This is a genomic window from Rhodococcus sp. IEGM 1305 (assembly GCF_030058635.1).
GTDB lineage: Bacteria > Actinomycetota > Actinomycetes > Mycobacteriales > Mycobacteriaceae > Rhodococcus_F > Rhodococcus_F opacus_D.
This window is the reverse complement of the sequence record NZ_JASHKX010000001.1, coordinates 824,833-845,561: the sequence shown is the minus strand read 5'-3', so window position 1 is coordinate 845,561 and position 20,729 is coordinate 824,833. Positions and strand designations below refer to the sequence as shown.

Annotated in this window: 19 protein-coding genes; 4 read left to right on the top strand and 15 right to left on the bottom strand. The window is 67.6% G+C overall.

Annotated elements, in window-relative coordinates; all coding sequences use genetic code 11:
• The 13 genes from QM693_RS03870 to dctA form a co-directional block, all read right to left on the bottom strand.
• Positions 1-659, bottom strand: a 659-nt coding sequence (locus tag QM693_RS03870; protein ID WP_502942585.1) for a pyruvate dehydrogenase E1 component-related protein, incomplete at its 3' end; no start/stop codon positions are given.
• A gap of 85 nt (positions 660-744) precedes the next feature.
• Complete coding sequence (locus QM693_RS03865) at positions 745-1,473, bottom strand: aspartate/glutamate racemase family protein (protein WP_283351452.1); 729 nt, start codon at positions 1,471-1,473, stop codon at positions 745-747.
• 12 nt (positions 1,474-1,485) lie between these two features.
• Entirely contained in the window at positions 1,486-3,003 is a 1,518-nt protein-coding gene (locus QM693_RS03860; protein ID WP_283351451.1) for an NCS1 family nucleobase:cation symporter-1, read from the bottom strand.
• A gap of 201 nt (positions 3,004-3,204) precedes the next feature.
• Positions 3,205-4,548 (bottom strand): allantoinase AllB, encoded by a 1,344-nt coding sequence (gene allB, locus QM693_RS03855; RefSeq protein ID WP_037226270.1) that lies wholly within the window; start codon positions 4,546-4,548, stop codon positions 3,205-3,207.
• On the bottom strand, positions 4,541-5,938 hold the full coding sequence (locus QM693_RS03850) for an NAD-dependent malic enzyme (protein ID WP_283351450.1): 1,398 nt from the start codon (positions 5,936-5,938) through the stop codon (positions 4,541-4,543). The genes allB and QM693_RS03850 overlap by 8 nt, the downstream gene beginning before the upstream one ends.
• 53 nt (positions 5,939-5,991) lie before the next feature.
• A complete protein-coding gene (alc, locus tag QM693_RS03845; protein ID WP_283351449.1) occupies positions 5,992-7,050 on the bottom strand; it encodes an allantoicase in 1,059 nt (352 codons plus the stop codon).
• Complete coding sequence (locus tag QM693_RS03840) at positions 7,047-8,198, bottom strand: glycerate kinase (protein ID WP_283351448.1); 1,152 nt, start codon at positions 8,196-8,198, stop codon at positions 7,047-7,049. The genes alc and QM693_RS03840 overlap by 4 nt, the downstream gene beginning before the upstream one ends.
• A gap of 8 nt (positions 8,199-8,206) precedes the next feature.
• Positions 8,207-10,012 carry a glyoxylate carboligase gene (gcl, locus tag QM693_RS03835; RefSeq protein ID WP_283351447.1) on the bottom strand — a complete coding sequence of 602 codons (1,806 nt, stop codon included), beginning with the start codon at positions 10,010-10,012 and terminating at the stop codon, positions 8,207-8,209.
• 36 nt (positions 10,013-10,048) lie between these two features.
• Positions 10,049-10,933: a 2-hydroxy-3-oxopropionate reductase gene (locus tag QM693_RS03830; RefSeq protein ID WP_283351446.1), complete on the bottom strand. Its 885-nt coding sequence runs from the start codon at positions 10,931-10,933 to the stop codon at positions 10,049-10,051.
• Between the two features lie 33 nt (positions 10,934-10,966).
• On the bottom strand, positions 10,967-11,788 hold the full coding sequence (locus QM693_RS03825) for a hydroxypyruvate isomerase family protein (protein ID WP_283351445.1): 822 nt from the start codon (positions 11,786-11,788) through the stop codon (positions 10,967-10,969).
• A gap of 26 nt (positions 11,789-11,814) precedes the next feature.
• Positions 11,815-12,222 (bottom strand): allophanate hydrolase-related protein, encoded by a 408-nt coding sequence (locus tag QM693_RS03820; protein ID WP_271212249.1) that lies wholly within the window; start codon positions 12,220-12,222, stop codon positions 11,815-11,817.
• A 4-nt stretch (positions 12,223-12,226) separates the two neighbouring features.
• Positions 12,227-13,009 (bottom strand): MTAP family purine nucleoside phosphorylase, encoded by a 783-nt coding sequence (locus QM693_RS03815; RefSeq protein ID WP_283331981.1) that lies wholly within the window; start codon positions 13,007-13,009, stop codon positions 12,227-12,229.
• Positions 13,002-14,435, bottom strand: a complete 1,434-nt coding sequence (gene dctA / locus QM693_RS03810; RefSeq protein WP_283351444.1) for a C4-dicarboxylate transporter DctA — start codon at positions 14,433-14,435, stop codon at positions 13,002-13,004. Before dctA ends, QM693_RS03815 begins: the two co-directional genes overlap by 8 nt.
• A 213-nt stretch (positions 14,436-14,648) precedes the next feature.
• Between dctA and QM693_RS03805 the strand changes: the two genes are divergently transcribed.
• The 4 genes from QM693_RS03805 to QM693_RS03790 all read left to right on the top strand — a co-directional run bounded on the left by QM693_RS03805 (position 14,649) and on the right by QM693_RS03790 (position 17,521).
• Positions 14,649-15,419 carry an IclR family transcriptional regulator gene (locus tag QM693_RS03805; protein ID WP_283351443.1) on the top strand — a complete coding sequence of 257 codons (771 nt, stop codon included), beginning with the start codon at positions 14,649-14,651 and terminating at the stop codon, positions 15,417-15,419.
• A 58-nt stretch (positions 15,420-15,477) separates the two neighbouring features.
• Positions 15,478-15,693, top strand: a complete 216-nt coding sequence (locus QM693_RS03800) for a hypothetical protein (protein ID WP_009475274.1) — start codon at positions 15,478-15,480, stop codon at positions 15,691-15,693.
• Complete coding sequence (locus tag QM693_RS03795; protein ID WP_283351442.1) at positions 15,690-16,181, top strand: Clp protease N-terminal domain-containing protein; 492 nt, start codon at positions 15,690-15,692, stop codon at positions 16,179-16,181. Before QM693_RS03800 ends, QM693_RS03795 begins: the two co-directional genes overlap by 4 nt.
• Before the next feature lie 101 nt (positions 16,182-16,282).
• On the top strand, positions 16,283-17,521 hold the full coding sequence (locus tag QM693_RS03790) for a helix-turn-helix transcriptional regulator (RefSeq protein WP_283351487.1): 1,239 nt from the start codon (positions 16,283-16,285) through the stop codon (positions 17,519-17,521).
• Positions 17,522-17,600: 79 nt separating this feature from the next.
• Here QM693_RS03790 and fdhD read toward each other — a convergent pair whose 3' ends face one another.
• Together fdhD and QM693_RS03780 are read right to left on the bottom strand one after the other, a co-directional pair.
• Complete coding sequence (gene fdhD, locus QM693_RS03785; RefSeq protein WP_280781346.1) at positions 17,601-18,422, bottom strand: formate dehydrogenase accessory sulfurtransferase FdhD; 822 nt, start codon at positions 18,420-18,422, stop codon at positions 17,601-17,603.
• Positions 18,422-20,728: an FdhF/YdeP family oxidoreductase gene (locus tag QM693_RS03780; protein ID WP_283351441.1), complete on the bottom strand. Its 2,307-nt coding sequence runs from the start codon at positions 20,726-20,728 to the stop codon at positions 18,422-18,424. Before QM693_RS03780 ends, fdhD begins: the two co-directional genes overlap by 1 nt.
• Position 20,729: the final 1 nt, after the last annotated feature.

Sequence of the window (20,729 nt, the reverse complement as noted above, 5' to 3'; positions counted from 1 at the left end):
ACGGTCGGGAATTCCCAGAAATCCGGCAGCAGGCGGGGGTGCGGGTACGACGGCAACCCGCCGCCCTGATCGGCGTGCGAGTGTTCCTGCCGGAACCCGTCCATCCGCTCCGCCGGGATCCGCCCCTCCAAGAACGCGCGGGCGTAGATGCCCGGCGAGGCGTGGCCCTGGATGAAGATCTGATCCCCACCCCCGGGGTGGTCCTTGCCGCGGAAGAAGTGGTTGAACCCCACCTCGTACAGGGCCGCCGACGACGCATACGTCGAAATGTGGCCGCCGACCCCGACGCCGGGGCGTTGCGCGCGGGTCACCATCACCGCCGCGTTCCACCGGATGAACGCCCGATACCGGCGCTCGGTCTCCTCGTCACCGGGGAACCACGGCTCGTTCTCCGTCGGGATGGTGTTCACATAATCGGTCGACGTCAACGCCGGCAACGCGACGTGCTTCTCCCCGGCCCGCTCGAGCATCCGCAACATCAGATACCGGGCACGGGTCGGTCCGGACCGGTCCAACAGTCCGTCGAACGATTCCAACCACTCCGCGGTCTCGTCCGGGTCGATATCCGGCAGATAAGACGCAACACCCTCACGGATGACGCGAACCGAGCCGGCGCGGCCGGGGTCTACGGAGGTCGTGGTCTGTTCGAGCAAAGGGATACTCCATCGTTGCGGGCGCGGGATAGGGCGCCGTAGTGGCCGTCCGGGGTGAGGACGAAGCTGTACAACTCACTGCATCAGGTGACTACCGCGGTTTCGCGAGCGGCCATCCCGTGATCTGCTTGGGACGCGGGGGCGCGTAGGTGCGCACCTTCGAGGTCGAGAGACCCAACCCTACAAGAGATTCCGCCAATGTGACAGCGGCACTGACGCCGTCGACCACCGGAACGCCGGCGCGCTCACGGATCCGGTCGTCGAGGCCGGCCATTCCACCGCAGCCGAGGCAGATCACCTCGGCCTTGTCTTCGCGCACAGCAGCTTCGGCCTCGTCGACGATCGCCTCGATCGTGCGCTCGGGGTCGGATGCCAGCGCGAGGACGGGCAGTCCGCTCGCACGTACACTCGCGCACTTGGTGTCGAGGCCCGCGAGCCGGAGCCGGTCTTCGATGAGCGGCACGGTGCGGTCGAGGGTGGTGACGACGGAGTACTTGTGTCCCAGCATCATTGCGACGCTGGCGGACGCTTCGGTGATGTCGACGACGGGTACGTCGAGCAACTCCTGCAGTCCTTCCCTGCCGTGTTCGCCGTATCCTGCCTGGATCACCGCGTCGTACGGTTCCGGGTACGACCGCACCCGGTCCATCACGGCGATCGCGGCGAGGTAGCTCTCGAAGTTCCCTTCCACGGATTCCGCACCGATCTCCGGTGTGAGCCCGACGATCTCGGTGCCGGGTGCCGCGGCGGCCTCGGCCTGTTTGGCGATGGCGTCCGTGATGGACGTGGTGGTGTTGACGTTGACGACGAGAATACGCATCGAAAGCTCCTGTCAGTGGTCGCCGTGGCCGCTGTCCACGGCGATGGACTCGCCGGACACGTCCACGTACTGCCGGGTGCGGTCGCCGACGACCGCGTAGATTGCCGCCGCCAGGCCCGCTCCGATGAACCAGGAGAACGGGGCGACGAGATGGAAGGCGGGGACGATCGCGAACAGGGTGCTGACGAGCGCGGCGGGGACGAGGGCATAGATCGCCCGAAGGTTGAATCCCTTGCGGTAGTAGTAGGGTCCGGTCGGGCTGTCCGAGTAGAGGGCGGGTACGTCGACCTTCGTGCGGCGGATGAACCAGTAGTCGACGAAGATGATGCCGAACAGCGGGCCGAGGACGGCGCCGAGGCCGCCGAGGAAGTAGTTGATCACCACGGGGCTGTCGTAGAGATTCCACGGCAGCAGGACCACGCCGATGCAGGCGCTGATGATGCCGGCCTTGCGGAAGCTGATCTTCTCGGGGGCGAGGTTCGACAGCACGTACGACGGTGCCACGAAGTTCGCCATGACGTTGACGGCCATCGTCACGATCACGAGGGCCAGGCAGGCCAGCGACAGGAACAAGGTGTTCGGGATCGCCGCGACGATGTCGGTGGGGCTGTCGATGATGGTGCCGTCGATCTGGAACTGGGCGCCGCACAGAATGAACGCGATGACGGCGAACGCGAGGACGTTGACGAACAGGCCCCAGAAGTTGCCGCGCACGACGGCGGTCTTCGACGGGGAGCGCCGCGAGAAGTCGCAGAAGTTGAGGATCAGGGTGCCGTAGATCGACATCCACAGGGCTGCGCCTGCGAAGACCTGCCGCCACATCTCCCCACCCGAGGCGGGCTGATCGGACGTCCACGCGATGGAGAAGTCGGTGCGGAACAGCATCCACAGGGCGAGCGAGCCGACCGTCACCAGGATCAGCGGACCGGCCAGGCTCTCGAATTTGCGCACCGCCTCCATCCCGTAGACGAGGACGACGATCTGGATCGCCCAGATCCCGATGAAGCAGATCCATCCGAGGCTGGAGAGTCCGAGGATCGAGTTCTGGTCGAAGCGGTCGAGGGAGGGCGCGACGGCGACGAGGAAGATCCGGAAGACGATCGACGCGAGGTAGGTCTGGATTCCGAACCAGACGATCGCGATGACCGCGCGGACGATGGCGGGAATCTGGGCGCCGCGGATTCCGAAACTGATCCGGCTCATCACGGGGAAGGGCACGCCCGTCTTCTGGCCCATGAACCCGGCGTAGGTCATCGCGACGCAGACGATGACCGCTCCGATCATGAGCGACAGGATCATGTGGCCGCCGCCCAACCCGAGCGCGAACAGGCCGATGGCGAACGAGTAGTTGGCGATGTTGTGGACGTCGTTGGTCCACAGCGTGAAGATGCTGTAGCTACCCCAGCGGCGACCCGAGGCCTTCGTTGGCGCCAGGTCCAGGTTGTAGAGTGTGGTACTCGTCTGGGTCGCTGGCGGCGTCGGCGTCGCGACGGTGGTGGTGTGCCGCGAGACTGTGTCGTCTATGAGCATGTGCCTGTCCTTGCGTGGCGGCGAACGAACTTCCGTATCACGGAAAGTTTGTTCCATTGGTCCCTCCAAGTGTGAGCCAGGCAACAGTGGCGGTCAATGATTTCCGCAGGATATATCTTGGTGGCGCGCCGCCTGGAACACGACAAACCCGCTGTAGCACTGGATCTTTCGGATCCATCGCCATGCAAGGGTGCGGCGGCGTCAGGCCAGTCCGCGGCTGAGCAGTCGGCCCCGGGGCGCCTCGTCGAGGTCGATCCGCTTGCCTGCCAGCCAGGTACTGCGCACGACGCCGGCGAGGGCACGCCGATCGTAGGCGGAGACGGGATTCTTGTGCTGCAGGGCGGCCACGTCGACGACGAACGCCTCCTCGGGCGCGAACACGGCGAAATCCGCCGCGTACCCCAACGCGATGTGCCCTTTCGTGTTCAGCCCGACCTGCTCGGCCGGGTTCTCCGCCATCCACCGGACCACGTCGTTCAGGCTGTGCCCGCGACGTTTGGCCTCCGACCACACCGCGGACAGCGACACCTGCAGCGAGGCGATGCCGCCCCACGCGACACCGAAGTCGCCGATGTCGAATCTCTTGAGGTCGACCGTGCACGGGGAGTGATCGGTGACGACGCAATCGATCACGCCGTCGGCCAGGCCCTGCCACAGCAGTTCACGGTTCCCGGCTTCACGGATCGGCGGGCAGCACTTGAATTGCGTTGCTCCCGAGGGTATCTCTTCCGAGACGAACGACAGATAGTGCGGGCACGTCTCCACGGTGAGCTTCACGCCGTCCTTGCGGGCCGACGCGATCATCGGCAACGCATCGGAGCTCGACAGGTGCAGGATGTGCACCCTGCACCCGGTCCACCGGGCCAGCTCGATAACCTCTGCGATGGCGAGATTCTCGGCACCGCGCGGCCGCGAGTCGAGGAAGTCCGCGTAGTTCTCCCCACCTGGCGACGTCGCGCGGTCGATCGCGTGTGCGTCTTCCGCGTGCACGATCATCATCGCGCCGAAGCCCGCGATCTCCTTCAGCGCCAGTTCGAGCTCGGCCGGATCCAGCGGCGGAAACTCGTCGACGCCGGAGTGCAGCAGGAAGCATTTGAATCCGAACACGCCCGCGTCGTGCAGGGCCCGCAGGTCCGGGACGTTGCCGGGCACGGCGCCGCCCCAGAATCCGACGTCGACGTATGCCTGATCGGCGGCGACCCGGCGTTTCACGTCGAGTGCCAGGGCGTCGACGGTCGGCGGGATGCTGTTGAGCGGCATGTCGACGATCGTGGTCACCCCGCCTGCGGCCGCGGCCCGGGTCGCGCTCGCGAATCCCTCCCACTCGGTGCGGCCCGGTTCGTTGACGTGCACGTGCGTGTCGACGAGACCGGGGATCAGCACCTCGTCGTCGCCCAGTTCGACCACGACCTCGGCGTCGAGCTGGGCGCCGAACGGTTCGATGACGACGATCCGGCCGTCCCGCACACCCACGCAGCGGGCGACCTCCCCCGCCGCGGTGATCACCCGCGGGGCGCGGAACAGCAGGTCGAGCCGGTCAGACATCGTGTTCACCACCTGTTCCGGCAACGCTGCGCACCGCCGCGGCCACGGCCGGGGCGACTGCGGCATCGAACACGCTCGGCACGATGTACGTGGGGTTGAGTTCCGACGGAGACACCGAATCGGAGATCGCGCGGGCGGCCGCGATGAGCATGTCGTCGGTGATCTCGACGGCGTGCGCGTCGAGCAGGCCCCGGAACACGCCCGGGAACGCGAGCACGTTGTTGATCTGATTCGGGAAGTCCGACCGTCCGGTCGCGACGACGGCCGCGTGCCTGCCGGCCGCGACCGGATCGACCTCGGGCACCGGATTCGCGAGGGCGAACACGACCGACCGCTCCGCCATCGTCTCGATGTCGCTGCCGGTCAGGATGTCCGGCGCCGAGACACCGATGAACACGTCCGCACCGACCAGTGCGTCCCGCAGCGATCCGGACCGAGCTTCCGGGTTGGTGTTGTTCGCGATCCAGGACCGGAACGAGTCGGACGTGTCGTCGGGCGAGAGGATGCCGTTCCGCCCGCACGCCACGATGTTCGTGGCACCCTGCGCGACCAGCAGTCGGATGATCGCGTGTCCGGCGGCGCCGACCCCCGAGACCACGATCTTCACCGTGTCGAGGCTCTTCTCGACCACCCGCAGGGCGTTGGTCAGTGCGGCGAGAACCACGATGGCGGTGCCGTGCTGATCGTCGTGGAACACCGGGATGTCCAGCATGTCGCGGAGCCGGGCCTCGATCTCGAAGCAGCGTGGGGCGGAGATGTCCTCGAGGTTGATTCCCCCGTACACCGGTGCGAGGGCCCGGACGATCTCGACGATCGCGTCCGTGTCCTGGGTGTCCAGGCAGACCGGCCACGCGTCCACGTCCGCAAACTGTTTGAACAGGGCCGCCTTGCCCTCCATCACGGGAATCGACGCGGCGGCACCGATGTTGCCAAGCCCCAGCACGGCCGAGCCGTCGGTGACGACCGCGACGGTGTTGCGCTTGATCGTCAGCCGCCGCACGTCCTCGGGGTTCTCCGCGATCGCGGTGCAGACCCGGGCGACGCCGGGTGTGTACGCGCGGGACAGGTCGTCGCGGTGCTTGAGCGGAACCTTCGGCACCACTTCGAGTTTCCCACCGAGATGGAGCAGGAACGTGCGGTCACTGACCTTGCCGACCACGACGCCGGGCACGTCGGCGATCGCGGACGCGATCTGCTCGGCGTGCTCGACGTCGGAGGCGTCGCACGTCACGTCGATGACCATGTGGTCAGGGTGGCTCTCCACCACGTCCAACGCGGTCATGGCGCCCTTCACGGAGGCCACCGCCCCCGCGAGAGTCGAGGTGGTGCCTGCGCCGACCGGGGCCGTGACGCGAACGGTGATGGAGTAACCGGGACTGGGATTGGGCATGCGTGTTTCCTCGGGTTCGTCAGGTAGGGGTGGAGAGCGCGCCGGTGCTCCGACTAGCGCGGCGCCTGGTCGGCGACGAGCGCTTGATGGCTCTGGGGCAGGGCTTCCCACCAGGTGCGTCGCGTCTCCGACAGCGCGGTCGCGTCGAGGTCGCCGAACAACCGCAGCCGGGACAGGCCACCGTCGGGGTAGACGTCGAGTCGCAGGTGCGTGGCAGCCTCGGTGGCGTCCAGAACGAAGCGGTGCCTCGTGTCGGGCTGCACGGCCGTGCGGGACAGCAGTTCGGTCCACGCGCTCTCGTCGGCGATGTCGGCGGTCCGCGCGTCGGCGGTGCTCAGCCGCACCCAGCCGGGCGCGTTCCCCACGTAGTAGCTGGTGTCGATCTCGACGTGCCGGGGATTGCCGGCCGCGGCCAGCGAGAACACCGCGAAGTCGTTGCCGCCGCCACGACGCCGGGAGTTCTCCCAGCCCTCTCCCATGTTCCGAGCCCGCCCGGGAAGGATGATGTTCGCGGGCGACGCGTAGAACGCGTCGGAGCAGCCGACGAGGCGTCCGCCGTTCTCCGCGGCGAGCAGGTCCACCGTCCCGTCGAGGAACCGGGGGTCGGGCACGACCTCACCGTGCACCCGCAACCGCGCGACGCCGCCGTCGGGGTAGATCGACAGCCGCACGTGTGTCCACCGGTGCCGGTCGGCGACGGCGTAGGCGTTCGCGGCATGCCCCTCGGCCGGGGACTTCTCGACGATGGTCTGCCAATCCGCCTTCATGACCTCCTCGATGGACGGGTAGCCCTCGATCGACGCCGCCTCGATGGAAATGAAGGGCGGGTAGTTGCCCTTGAAGTGCGCGGTGTCCACGATGATCCCATGGATGATGCCCGCGGCCCCGAGCCGGACGATCGCGTAGTCGTGGCCGTCGTCGCGGCGGCGGCGGGTCTCCCACCCGTCGTATACCTTGCCCTTGTGCCCGAAATCGGACGGGTCGAAGAACGGGGCCTCCGCCTTGATGAGGTTCTCCCGCTGGGCGAACAGTTCGTCGTTGGCCGCGGATACGCTTCCGCCGAGGGCGCGTGAGGCGAGGTCGGGTAGTGCGGTGAAGTCGGGTGACGTCATGATTCTCCTCGTGTGCTGAGTGGTGCGAGTTCGGCAGTCGATGCCGCGATCGTGCAGCCGGTCCGGCGCAGTAGTTCCGCCGCATCTCTGATCGATCGACGAAGGTCCGGTTCCAGGTCCGCGAGCGCGTATGCCGCGGAGATGCCGGCGCTGTGCAATTGGATGTCGCTGAGCAGGTTTCGGCCGCAGACGGCCAGGACGGGGATTCCGGCCCTACGGGCCTCGGTTGCGACGCCGATCGGCGCCTTGCCGTGGAGACTCTGCTCGTCGAGTGACCCCTCGCCGGTGATGACGAGGTCTGCCCCGGCGAGCCTCCCGGGAAAGTCGACGAGCCCGAGAACCGTGTCGATGCCGGGCCGGGTGTCGGCCCCCAGCACCGAGATCGCGCCGAATGCCGCGCCTCCCGCAGCGCCCGCACCCGCGATCCGGCTGTCGTCGCGGCCGGTCGCGGCGCGCACGACCTGCGCCCACCGGGTCATGGCGTCCTCGAGCACGACCAGTTCTTCTGCGGCCGCGCCCTTCTGGCTCGCGTACACGGCGGTGGCGCCGGTCGGGCCGAGGAGCGGATTGTCGACGTCGCAGGCGAGCCGGAAGTGCGCCGCACGCGCCACCGGGTGGAGACCGGTCAGGTCGACCCGGGCGGCCTGGCGCAGTGCCGCTCCGCCCGGTGCGACGTCGTTGCCCTCGGCGTCGAGGACACGTACGCCGAGGGCCTGTAGCAAGCCGGCACCGCCGTCGGTTGACGCGCTGCCCCCGAGACCGACGGTGATCTCGCGAGCTCCCCCCTCCAGCGCGTGCCTGACGACGGTGCCGAGTCCGAATGTACTGGCACCCAAGGGGTCCGCCACACCGTCCGGGAGCAGTACCAATCCCACGGCCGAAGCCAGTTCGACCACCGCGGTCGAGCCGCGCACCGCGTAGGACGAGGTGACGGGCCGACCTGTCGGCCCCGTGGTGGTCACCGCGACCGGAGACCACCCTGCGGCGACGGCCGCGGCGACGGTGCCGTCGCCGCCGTCCGCGACCGGAACACGATCGATCGCCCAGGAGGGATCACCGGCGAGGAGTCCGTCGGCGAGGGCGTCCGCCACTTCCGCCGCGGTGAGGGATCCCTTGAACTTGTCGGGTGCGACAAGTACACGTGTCACGGTGCCCCCTAGTCCAGCAGCAAGAGGGCTGTGGGAGCGTGCTCCCAGCTCTCCGCCAGATCCTCGAACTCGGCGACGTTGTCGAGTTCGGTTCCCATCGCGATGTTGGTGACCCGCTCGAGGAAGACCTCGACCACCACCGGCACCTTGTGCTCCCCGGCGAGCTCACGGGCCTTCTCGAGGGCGCCGGCGATCTCGCCGGGCTCGGTGACCCGCAGCGCCTTGCAGCCCAGCCCCTCGGCGACCTTGACGTGATCGACGCCGTACCCCTTCGGGACCGCGGGCAGCACGTCGTGTTCGGTGGTTTCCTGGGTGTTGATGTTGTCGAAGCCCAGCTGCACGCAGAAGTCCATGTCGAATGCGCGCTGCGCCTGACGGATCAGTCCCAGGTAGGAGTTGTTCACCACGACGTGGATGTACGGCAGGTTGAACTGGGCGCCCACCGCCAGTTCCTCGATCATGAACTGGAAGTCGTAGTCACCGGACAGCGCCACGACGGGTGTCTCCGGCTCCGCGGCAACCACTCCGAGGGCGGCGGGGATGGTCCAGCCCAGCGGCCCGGCCTGGCCGCAGTTGATCCAGTTGCGCGCCTTGTAGACGTGCAGGAACTGGCCGCCGGCGATCTGCGAGAGCCCGATCGTGCTGACGTACCGGGTGTTGCGCCCGAAGACGCGGTTCATCTCCTCGTACACCCGCTGCGGTTTGACCGGGACGTCGTCGAAGTGGGTCTTGCGCTGCATGGTCCGCTTCCGGGTGGCACAGTCCTCGACCCAGGTGCTGCGGTCCGCGAGTGTTCCGGCGGCCTTGCGCTCCTTCGCGACGGTGACGAACAGTTCGAGCGCCGCCTTGGCGTCGGAGACGATCCCGTAGTCCGGTGCGAACACGCGGCCGATCTGGGTGGGTTCGATGTCGACGTGAACGAACTTGCGCCCCTTGCGGTAGGTGTCGAGGCCGCCCGTGTGCCGGTTGGCCCAGCGGTTGCCGATGCCCAGGACGAAGTCCGACGCCAGCATGGTCGCGTTGCCGTACCGGTGGGCGGTCTGCAGACCGACCATGCCCGCGGCGAGGCGGTGGTCGTCCGGGATGGTGCCCCAGCCCATCAGCGTCGGCACCACGGGAACGTCCAGCAGTTCCGCCAGTTCCACGAGCAGATCCGCGGCGTCGGCGTTGATGATGCCGCCGCCGGCGACGATCAGCGGGCGGTCGGCGGCCCCCAGCATGTCGAGGGCCTTCTCCGCCTGCGCCCGGGTCGCCGCCGGCTTGTACACGGGCAGCGGCTGGTAGGTGTCCGGGTCGAACTCGATCTCCGCCAGTTGCACGTCGATCGGCAGGTCGATGAGAACCGGTCCGGGCCTGCCGGACCGCATCAGGTGAAATGCCTGCGCGAACGCACCCGGAACCTGGGCGGGCTCGAGCACCGTCATCGCCATCTTCGTGACCGGACCCGCGATCGCGGCGATGTCGACGGCCTGGAAGTCTTCCTTGTGCAGGCGCGCGACCGGGGCCTGCCCGGTGATCGCGAGGATCGGGATCGAGTCCGCCATCGCCGAGTACAGGCCGGTGATCATGTCGGTCCCGGCCGGCCCGGACGTCCCGATGCAGACGCCGATGTTTCCGGCCTTGGCGCGGGTGAATCCCTCGGCCATGTGGGATGCGCCCTCGACGTGGCGGGCGAGGACGTGCTTGATCCCACCGTGGTCACGCATTGCTGCGTAGAACGGGTTGATCGCCGCACCAGGGAGGCCGAAGGCCTGGGTGGCACCTTCGAGTTCCAGAATCTTGACCGCTGCGTCAGCGGCGCGCATACGAGGCATATCAGTTCTCCATCGAGGATTACGAGTTGAGGCGGGTCACTGGGAGGGGCGGCCGGACAGCCGCTCCACTCCGCGCAGCAGGCCCGAATGATCCAGGCCACCATCGCCGTTCGCACGGGCGGAGGCCATCAGCTGGGCGACGACGGCGCCGAGGGGTGTCACGACGCCGGCCTCACGGGCAGCGCTGGTCACGATGCCGAGGTCCTTGTGGTGCAGGTCGATACGGAATCCGGGTTCGAACGACCGGTCCAGCATCTTCTGCGCCTTCTGGTTCAGGACGGCCGATCCGGCGAGCCCACCGCCGAGTACCTCCACGGCGGCCGCGGTGTCGACACCGTAGGCCTCGAGGAAGATGATCGCCTCCGCGAGCAGCTGGATGTTGCCGGCGACGATCAGCTGGTTCGCTGCCTTCACCGTCTGTCCGGAGCCGTTCGGGCCCACGTGGACCACGGTCTTCCCGACGACGTCGAGGATCGGCCTGGCCGACTCGAAGTCTTCCGGGGCGCCGCCGACCATGATCGACAGTGCGGCGTTGACCGCACCGGCCTCGCCTCCCGATACCGGGGCGTCGATCAGCCGGAATCCACGCTCGGTTGCCTGCGCGGCGAGTGCGGTGGTGACGTCGGGCCGGATGCTGGAGAAGTCGATGATCAGCGCGCCTGCCGGGGCGTGCTCGAAGACTCCGTCCTCGCCGGCAAGTACGGCCTGCACGTCGGGCGAGTCGGGGACCATCACGGCCACGACGTCGGCGCCGGCAACGGCCTTGGCGATGGAGTCCGCTGCGGTGCCGCCGGCCTCGACGAGTGCCGCGGTGCGCCCGGGCGAGCGGTTGTATCCGACCACCTGGTGGCCGGCCTTGGCGAGATGAACGGCCATGGGGCTGCCCATGATTCCGAGTCCGATGAATGCGATAGTGCTCACGAGTGTCCTCGATTCCGTCGAAAGTGGTGTGTGTCAGTGGGCGGCGTGGGACGCGCGCTGTTCGCGGGGCAACCAGTCGAAGGTGTCCGGCCGGGTGGACTTGTACTCGAGTCCCACGTATCCGCGGTAGCCGTGACCGGCGAGCCTCTTCAGGTAGCCGTCGATGTCGAGTGTTCCGGTGCCGGGTTCTCCGCGACCAGGAGTATCCGCGATCTGTACGTGCCCGACGCGGTCCGCGTACGTGTCGATCGCGGCGCCGACGTCGTCGCCGTTGACCTCGAGGTGGTAGAGGTCCGCGAGGAGCCGGAGCGAATCGACACCGTGTTCCGCCTTCACCCGGTCGATCACGGCGATCGCCTCGGCCGCGCTCTTCAGCGGGTACGCCGGCGTGCCGCTGACCGGTTCGACGAGTACGACCGCACCGATACGATCCGCCGCCTTGCCCGCCTGGGCGAGGTTCTCGGTGGCCGTGTCGTCCTGAATCTTCGGATCCGTGCCGTCGATACGATTACCATACAGGGCGTTGAAAGCTTTGGTGCCCAATCGTTCTCCGATTCCGACGGTGATGTCGATGTTGTCGCGGAACGCCGAGACCTGCGCCGGGTCGGACAGCAGTCCGCGGTCCCCCGCCGGCATGTTGCCCGCCGCGAAGTTCAACCCGGTCAGCTGCACTCCGGCGTTCTCGATCGCGGCCACGAACGCGTCGACGTCGCTGTCCCGCGGTACGGCGGTGTCGAAGGGCCACCAGAATTCGACGGCGTCGAATCCGGCATCCCGAGCAGCCTGTGGGCGCTGCAGGAGCGGCACGTCGGTGAGCAGGATCGAGCAGTTCAGGGTGTAGGCCAAGGTATCCATCGGTTGTTCTTTCACTTTCCGGGTGTTCAGGAGACTGTGGTGTTGTCGGGCTCGGGCAGGCCTCGGTAGCGTCGCCAGGCGCCGTGATCGGTGATCTCGGTGAGCTCGCCGGCTCGGCTCTCGAGGAGGCCCGGTCGCAGGCCTACCGCCAGAACCGAACGGCCGTCGGACAGTTCGATCACGGTGAGCTCGAGTTCCTCGGGCTCCTCGGGGAGGAAGTCGGTGCGAATGTCGCCGATCGGCACGTCGTAGAGCTCGCCCTCGATCGAGGCTCCCCCGGTCTCCGTCAGCAGCAGTGCGGGGAATTCGTCACGCACGGAGAAGAATCGGTATTTCGGTGCGGTCCGGACCGTGCCGAGGAACGTGTGCGCAGACACGTTGTGATGCAGGTTTCCCCCACGCATCGCTCCACCGTTGCAGAACAATTCGGCCATCTTGTCAGCTCCTTCTTCCGTGGGCAGGTGTCGCCGCTTCGGGCTTGCCCGCCAATTCGATCGCTACCTGGAGCAGCGCTTCGCGTAGTCGTTTGGTGTTCGCGTCGAGTCCTTCGCGCACCAGGTCCTGGGTGACCGGCCACGGGGTGTCGCTGATGACGTCGTGATCGGTGACCAGGGCGATGCAGGTGTAGGACATGCCCAGTTCCCGGGCCAGCGCCGCCTCGGGGTACGGGGTCATGCTGATCAGGTCCCATCCCTGGGCCGCGTACCAACGTGATTCGGCGCGGGTCGAGAATCGGGGACCGCGGATCGCCACCATCACACCGCCGTCGTTGACCACCCAGCCGTTCCGGCGGAGCGTCGACACCACCGCTCGGCGCCCGTGGGCGCAGAACGGGTCCGCGAAGGAGATGTGGACGTCGTCGTCGTGGAAGGTGTCGTCGGTGCGGCCCGTGCGGTCGACCAGCTGGTCGGGCACTACGACCGAGCCGACGCCGATCGCCGGGCGCAGCGAGCCGGAGGGGGTGGGCGCGAGGATCGTGCGCACGCCGAGGCTGTGCAGGGCCCAGATGTTGGCGCGGGCATTGATGCGGTGGGGCGGGATGTTGCGGTGTCGTCCGGTGCGGGTCAGGTAGGCGAGCCGGCGGCCCCCTGACGATCCGAGGACGATGCTGTCCGACGTCGGCCCGTACGGGGTGTCGATGTCGACCTGTTCGGCGTCGTCGAGGAGTCCGTGGTATCCCCAGGTGCCGAGCACTGCGACGGTGGGCTGGGTGTCAGGCATGGTGGTTCACCGGTCCTTCCGAGGCCCCGTTCGTGGTCAGCGCTTCGCGCCTCTCGATCGCCGGCCGTGCCGGGGCGTCCTGGAGGTGTTCGTGCCCCGGGTGCGGGTGGATGGTGACGTCGTCCGGGTCGTCGGGTGTGACCTTCCCGTCGAGTACCGCTCGCATCTTGTCCTTGTCGAGCATGCCCTCCCAGTTCGCGACCACGAACGTGGCGAGGCAGTTGCCGAGCAGGTTCGTGAATACGCGCATGGAGTCCATGAGCCGGTCGGCGCCGAGCAGCAACGCGACCGCGGCCACGGGGAACGCGCCGATTGCGGCAGCGGTCGCGGACAGGGCGACGAAGGCCGACCCCGGCACACCCGCCATTCCCTTGGAGCTGAGGATCAGGATGCCCATGATCGCGAGCTGCTCGCCGAATCCGAGATCAACCCCGACCGCCTGCGCCAGGAACATCATCGCCAGCGACAGGTAGATCGCGGCTCCGTCGAGGTTGAACGAGTAGCCGGTAGGGATCACCAGACCGACGACGGCGCGGTCGCATCCCGCGTTGTCCAACTTCTTGATGATGCGGGGCATGACCGCCTCGGACGATCCGGTGCCCAGGGCGAGCATGAATTCTTCGCGGCAGTACTTGATGAACTTCCACGCGTTCACTCCGGTGATCAGCTTGACCACGATCGACAGGACGGCGATGAAGACCAGTGCAGCGCCGTAGCACGCCAGGATGAGTACTCCGAAGGATTTGAGGGAGCCGGCACCGTAATTGCCGACGGTGAATGCCATCGCACCGAACGCTCCGAGAGGCGCCAGGTACATGATGTAGCCGACGATGCGGAAGATGACGTGCAGCGTCTGGTCGATCACATCCATCAGGATCGGCGGAGCCGATTCACTGAAGGACGCCAGCGCGACACCGAACAGGATCGCGAACAGCAGCACCTGCAGCAGGTTGTTCTGTGCGAACGCATCGAACACGCTGGTCGGGATGATGTGCATGACGAACTCGACGCCACCCGGCAGGTGGCCGCCCTGCGTCTTCTCGTCCAGGGCGCTGGTGTCCAGCGTGGCCGGGTCGATGTTGAGCCCGCTACCCGGCTTGACGAGGTTTCCGACGAGCAGGCCGAGCCCGAGCGCGAAGGTCGTCGCGGCCGTGAACCAGAGCAGCGCCTTGCCGCCGATCTTGCCGAGCGCCTTCATGCTGCCGACCTTGGCGATGCCGGTGACGATCACCAGGAAGATCAGCGGCGACACGACCATCTTGATCAGCTTGATGAAGCCCTCACCCAGTGGCGCCAGGTGATGGGAAAACTCCGGAAACAGGATTCCGGTGGCGATGCCCAGGGCGATTCCGATCAGGACCTGGACGAAAAGTGATCTGTACCAACGCTGCTTTGTGGGTTTCGCAGCGATTTCGACTTCAGACACGGGGCCCTCCCTCGGGGCTTGGTGTTTTCCATATTATGGAAGTTGTATTTCGTATCTCGATATAGTGAACGCCGTCACACCGACGTTTGTCAACCGATGTAGCGAAGGAATCGTCGCGATCCGCCACTCCCGCGCTATCGTCATACGGAGCACCCTTTCCGTCTGACGGAAAGAATGTGGGGGCTCTCGCGCAGTCAGAGGATGGAGACAGACATGACGAACGGTCAGAGTCCGGCCGGCGGCGTGCAGTCGGTCGAGCGCGCATTCGACATACTCGAGATCATGGCGAGTGCCGGCGGGTCCATCGGGGTCAGCGAACTCGCCGACCTGGCCGGACTCCCCCTCCCGACCATTCACCGGCTCATCCGCACCCTGATGAACCGCGGATACGTGCGGCAGCTACCCACCCGGCGGTACGCGCTCGGGCCCAAGCTCATTCGCCTCGGCGAGAGCGCCACCCAGCTGATCGGCGCCTGGTCGCGACCGCACCTGTCCGAACTGGTGCGAGGCACCGGCGAGACCGCGAACATGGCCGTCCTCGACGGCACCATGGCCGTCTACGTCGCGCAGGTGCCGTCCGAACACGCGATGCGCATGTTCACCGAGGTCGGCCGACGCGTCTACCCGCACTGCACCGGCGTCGGCAAGGCCATCCTCATGCAGCTCTCGAATGACGCCGTGCGCTCACTGGTCGGCCGGACCGGAATGACGACGTACACCGAGAACTCTTTGACCGACCCCGACATGCTGATCACCGATCTCGAATTGAGCCGAAACCGCGGGTTCGCGATCGACGAGGGTGAGCAGGAGATCGGCGTCCGGTGCTTCTCGGTGCCGGTGCCGAACGCTCCGACCCCCACCGCCATCTCCGTCTCCGGGCCCGCGGCCCGCGTCACCCTCGAGTCGGCGGACCATATCGTGCCGCTGCTCAAGCGCGTGGCGAAGGAACTCGGCACCGAGTTCGACAAGAACGCCGCGCTCTGAATCCGGTCGCCCATCAACAAAGGTTGACGGATCCTTGTCATCAACTTAAGTTGATACCGTGAGTGACGATCCGAACCCGGCGACCGCTTTCGCTGCCGTCGTCGCGCTGCGGCGTCAGGCCGATCAGCTCGAGCGTGACGCCGTCGCACACGCACTGTCCGCGGGCTGGACCTGGGCGGACATCGGTCACGCTCTCGGCGTCTCGGGTCAGGCGGCGCACAAACGCCTCGGTCCCGGACGATCCTCCGACAAGAAGACGAGGGGCACACGATGAAGTTCACCCGGGCATGGCGCGACATGCGCACGATGAAGACGCTGTTCTCCGAAACGGAGGCCGAGGCCGACCGCCTGGGTGACCGGGAACCGGGCCTCGAGCATCTGCTGCTCGCAGCGTTCGTACTGCCGGACGGTACGGCAGCCCGAGTGTTCGAGCGTCTCGGATCGAACCGGGACGCACTGCGCGAGGCGGTCATTCGCGTGCACGGGGAAGCCCTCGCGGCGGCAGGCATGACGGACGCGGGCGTCGCCACCAGCGCACTGAGCCGCCCGCGCACCGGGCCGCTGCGACTGACCGAACCGGCCCAGGCCGCGTTCCGCAATGCGGTGGCTCTCGCGAAGTCGGAACGGCGACCGATCGTCGGAGCCGACCTCGTCGCAGCCGTCGCCACCATCACGCACGGCACCGCGGCGCGGGCACTGGAATCACTGGGACTCGTCCGGTCCGACGTCGTCGACGCCGCCCGCGCCGAGCCGGCACCGTGAGCGGACGGCCCAGGCCCGGCAGCCGCCGCCTGCGCGGATAGGCTCGACACGTGGTTCTTCCCAGCTCGACTTCTGTGTCCCCTGCAGATGTTCTCGGCTCCATGCGGGACGTCATCGACGGTCCGCTGCCCGACATCGCCGTCCGCTTCTCCAAGTTCCTCGCCGACATCTGGCCGCACACCGCGCTGGTGATCTTCACCCGGGAATGCACGGGACGTCCCCGCAAGGTCAGCGGAGATCCGTCGGTGGTCGAGCGCGTCACCATCGCCGAACTGGACGCGTTGCGCACCCGCGTGACGGAAGGCACCCCGTTCGACGACCAGATCGTGCTCGCCGGCTCGAAGCGGAAGGTGTGGGCGCTGCTGGACGCGACGGGGACCCTTCTCCTCGTTCTCCCGAAGCCGCGGCAGCGCATTCGTGAGGTCCCGCTGGTGGCGGGCGCGTTCGGCGTCGTCGCCGTGTCGATCCGGCATCAGGTGGCGCAGGCGAGCCCGGCATACCTGGCGGAGTCGCGGGCGGCGTCGAGCGAGCGGGCCAGGACCATCGTGGAGCTGACGGACCTGCACGCGGCGACGCTCGAATCGATCCTGTCGACGCTCCGGTCCAAGGACCTCGACGACCGTCGGTCGCGGATCACGGCGAGCGAGACGGCGTCCTCGGCGCTGGTGACCCTGCGCTCCGCGGGCGAATCCGACCGCAACCTCGCGGAGGAAGCCGTCACCACCGCGTTCGCCCGGCTGCAGGGCGAACTGCGGCCGCTGCTCCAGCACCGGCCCGTGCGGGTCGACTACGTCGATCCGCCGGTGGACGGCCGCGCGCTGCCCGGCGAGGTGGCCAGTGCCGCCCGGGCCGTCGTCCGGAGCGCCGTCCTGGCATTCGCGGCGCAAGCCGCCCTCGAGCGAATCCGCATCGCCTGGGACTGTGACGGCGCGAACCTCCTGGTCGAGGTCCGCGACGACGGCGACGGCGGTCTCGACACCGACGCGCTGGTGCGGCAACTCTCCGGCCGGGTGCACACGCTCGGTGGCCGGATCGACGTGGAGTCGGTCGACGGGTGGGGGTCCCGGGTAGCCGTCGCGATCCCCCTCGACGTACCGGTGGCGCGACCGGACGAACAGCAACTGGGCGATCTCAACCCCCGCGAACTCGAGGTCCTGGGTCACCTCGCGACCGGCAAGCGGAACAAGGCGATCGCCGACAGCCTCGGCATCAGCGAGAGCACGGTCAAATTCCATGTCGCGGGTGTGCTGAAGAAGCTCGGTGTGGCGTCCCGAGGTGAGGCGGGCGCGATCGCCCTGGAGGCGGGCATCCGCGCCGACACCACCAGTAGGCACGCATGAGCGTCGCGACGCTGCCGATCGGGCACTGACCCCCGCACGTGAGTGGCAAAGTGTGCGGGCGCACGCTTTGCCACTCACGTCAGGTGATGCGGTCCGGGTGGGTGTAGATGTTCATGGTGGTGCCGCGGAGGAACCCGATGAGGGTGAGCCCGGTGTCGTGGGCGAGGTCGATCGCCAGCGAGGAGGGTGCGGACACGGCGGCGAGGATCGGGATGCCGGCCATCACCGCTTTCTGCGCCAGCTCGAACGACGCCCGGCCGGACACGAGCAGGATGCTTCCCCGCAGCGGGACCCGGTTCTGTTCGGTGGCCCAGCCGATCAGCTTGTCGACGGCGTTGTGCCGCCCCACGTCCTCCTTGATCGCGAGCAGTTCCCCGGTCCGGGTGAACAATCCGGCCGCGTGCAGGCCCCCGGTGGTCTCGAACACCTTCTGCGCGGCCCGCAACCGGTCGGGCAGCTCCGCGATCGTCGCGGCCGGCACCCGCACCGTATCGGTGGCCGGTGAGTGCTTCGTGCGTTGCCGGATCGCATCCAGCGACGCCTTCCCGCACACCCCACACGAGGAGGTGGTGTAGAAGTTGCGTTCGATACCGGTGTCGGGCAGGAACACCCCGGGCGCGAGATCGACGTCGAGGACGTTGTAGGTGTTGACACCGTTGTCGTCGACGCTGTTGCAGTAGCGGATCGACGCGATGTCCGCGCGGTCGCCGATGATGCCCTCGGTCAGCAGAAACCCCTGCGCCAGTTCGACATCGGAACCGGGGGTGCGCATGGTGACCGCCAGCGGTGTCCCGTTCACCCGGATCTCGAGCGGCTCCTCCACCACCACGGTGTCCGGTCGGGTGGACTGCCGGGTGTCGGTGATCCGGGTGACCGGGGTCCGGGTGGTCACACGCCCCATCAGGGTCGCCGTTCGAGACGGATGGTGATCGCCTTCGACACCGGGGTGTTCGACTTACGGGCCACGTGATCGAGTGGGATCAGCGGATTCGTCTCCGGGTAGTAGGCGGCGACGTTCCCCCGCGGCGTCGGGTACGGCACCAACCGGAAATCATCCGCCCGGCGCTCCTGCACCGTCCCGCCCGGGGCTTCCCACTCGGAGATCAGGTCCACCCGGTCCCCGTCGACGTATCCGAGGGCGGCGATGTCCTCGGGCGCGATGAACAGCACCCGGCGTCCGCCCTTGACGCCGCGGTAGCGGTCGTCGAGACCATAGATGGTGGTGTTGTACTGATCGTGGGAGCGCATCGTCTGCAAGATCAACCGGCCCTCGGGCACCGGCAGCCAGGACAGCTCGTTGACCGTGAAATTCGCCTTCCCCGTGTCCGTCACGAACCGGCGCTCGTCCCGCGGCGGGTGCGGCAGTCCGAATCCGTCCGGTTGACGGACCTTGCGGTTGAAGTCCTCGAACCCGGGAATGACCCTTGCGATGGAATCGCGGATGCGGTCGTAGTCGGCGGCGAATTCCGCCCAGGGCACCGAATGTCCGGGACCGAACAGGGCCTGCGCTATCCCGCAGACGATGGCGACCTCGCTGCGCAACTGGTCACTCGCCGGTGTGAGGCTGCCGCGGGACAGGTGCACCATCGACATCGAGTCCTCGACCGTGACCTGCTGCTTCTTCCCGGACTGCACGTCCTTGTCGGTGCGCCCCAGCGAGGGCAGGATCAGCGCGGTCTGCCCCGTCACCAGGTGCGAGCGGTTCAGTTTCGTCGACACCTGCACCGTCAGCGCACAGCCCCGCAACGCGGCCTCGGTGGTCTCGGTGTCCGGGGTCGCCGAGACGAAGTTGCCGCCCATCCCGACGAACACCGACGCCTTCCCGTCCCGCATCGCCCGAATCGAGTCGACCGCGTCCAACCCGTGCTCCCGCGGCGAGCGGATCCCGAATTCGGCGTCGAGCGCGGCCAGGAACGATTCGGGCATCTTCTCCCAGATCCCCATCGTCCGGTCACCCTGGACGTTCGAGTGTCCGCGCACCGGGCACACCCCGGCCCCGGGTTTGCCGATCATCCCCTGCAACAGCAGCAGGTTCACCGCGTCCTGGATGGTCGCGACCCCGTGCGTCTGCTGAGTCAACCCCATCGCCCAGCAGATGATGGTCTTGTCCGAGGAGATCAACGCCTCCGCCGTGGCCTGGATCTGCGCGAGGGTGAGCCCGGTCGCCGCCGCCACCGTGCCCAGATCGACCTGCCGCAGATGCGCCGCGCACTCCTCGAAGCTCGCGGTGTGCCGGTCGATGAACTCCCGGTCCAGCACCGTCCCGGGATTGCGGTCCTCCGCCTCGAGCAGCAACCGGCCCAATCCCTGGAACAGGGCCTGGTCGCCGCCGATCCGGATCTGCAGGTACTCGTCGGCGATCTGCACACCGTCGCCGACCACCCCGTGCACCTTCTGCGGGTCCTTGAACCGCAACAGTCCGGCCTCGGGCAGCGGGTTGATCGCGATCACCCTCGCCCCGTTGGCCTTCGCCTTCTCCAGGGTCGAGAGCATCCGCGGGTGGTTGGTGCCCGGGTTCTGCCCGGCGATCAGGATCAGGTCCGCGTTCTCGAGGTCGGGAACCGACACCGACCCCTTCCCGATCCCGATCGTCTCCACCAACGCACTGCCCGACGACTCGTGGCACATGTTCGAGCAGTCCGGCAGATTGTTCGTCCCGAACGCCCGGATCATCAACTGGTACACGAACGCCGCCTCATTGCTGGTGCGCCCGGACGTGTAGAACACCGCCTCGTGCGGCGACGCCAACGCCCGCAGCTCGCCGGCGATCATCGCGAACGCCGCGTCCCAGCCGATCGGCTCGTAATGCGAGGCCCCCGGCAACAACACCATCGGATGCGTCAACCGGCCCTGCTGCCCCAACCAGAACTCGGTCCGACCCAGCAGATCCGACACCGAATGCGCCGCGAAGAACTCCGGCCCGACCTTGCGGGTGGTCGCCTCCTCCGCGACCGCCTTCGCCCCGTTCTCACAGAACTCCGCATGCTTGCGGTGCCCCGGAGTCTCCGGCCACGCACACCCCGGACAGTCGAACCCCTCCCGCTGATTCAACTTCATCAACGTCCGGGCCGTGCGCACCGGACCCATCTGCTCGAGCCCACGACGCAACGACACCAACACCGCAGGAACACCTGCCGCATAGGATTTCTCGTGCGTGACGACGACATCATCTTCGTCGAAGGTGTACCTGTCGGTGGTGTCGGTCATG

Excerpts from the sequence above, each read along its gene's own strand:
- QM693_RS03815 (WP_283331981.1), bottom strand. The coding sequence starts at position 13,009 with ATGCCTGACACCCAGCCCACCGTCGCAGTGCTCGGCACCTGGGGATAC.
- QM693_RS03805 (WP_283351443.1), top strand. The coding sequence starts at position 14,649 with ATGACGAACGGTCAGAGTCCGGCCGGCGGCGTGCAGTCGGTCGAGCGC.
- QM693_RS03820 (WP_271212249.1), bottom strand. The coding sequence starts at position 12,222 with ATGGCCGAATTGTTCTGCAACGGTGGAGCGATGCGTGGGGGAAACCTG.
- QM693_RS03865 (WP_283351452.1), bottom strand. The coding sequence starts at position 1,473 with ATGCGTATTCTCGTCGTCAACGTCAACACCACCACGTCCATCACGGAC.
- QM693_RS03790 (WP_283351487.1), top strand. The coding sequence starts at position 16,283 with ATGCGGGACGTCATCGACGGTCCGCTGCCCGACATCGCCGTCCGCTTC.
- allB (WP_037226270.1), bottom strand. The coding sequence starts at position 4,548 with ATGTCTGACCGGCTCGACCTGCTGTTCCGCGCCCCGCGGGTGATCACC.
- QM693_RS03795 (WP_283351442.1), top strand. The coding sequence starts at position 15,690 with ATGAAGTTCACCCGGGCATGGCGCGACATGCGCACGATGAAGACGCTG.
- QM693_RS03825 (WP_283351445.1), bottom strand. The coding sequence starts at position 11,788 with ATGGATACCTTGGCCTACACCCTGAACTGCTCGATCCTGCTCACCGAC.
- fdhD (WP_280781346.1), bottom strand. The coding sequence starts at position 18,422 with ATGGGGCGTGTGACCACCCGGACCCCGGTCACCCGGATCACCGACACC.
- QM693_RS03860 (WP_283351451.1), bottom strand. The coding sequence starts at position 3,003 with ATGCTCATAGACGACACAGTCTCGCGGCACACCACCACCGTCGCGACG.
- gcl (WP_283351447.1), bottom strand. The coding sequence starts at position 10,012 with ATGCCTCGTATGCGCGCCGCTGACGCAGCGGTCAAGATTCTGGAACTC.
- alc (WP_283351449.1), bottom strand. The coding sequence starts at position 7,050 with ATGACGTCACCCGACTTCACCGCACTACCCGACCTCGCCTCACGCGCC.
- QM693_RS03850 (WP_283351450.1), bottom strand. The coding sequence starts at position 5,938 with ATGCCCAATCCCAGTCCCGGTTACTCCATCACCGTTCGCGTCACGGCC.
- QM693_RS03780 (WP_283351441.1), bottom strand. The coding sequence starts at position 20,728 with ATGACCGACACCACCGACAGGTACACCTTCGACGAAGATGATGTCGTC.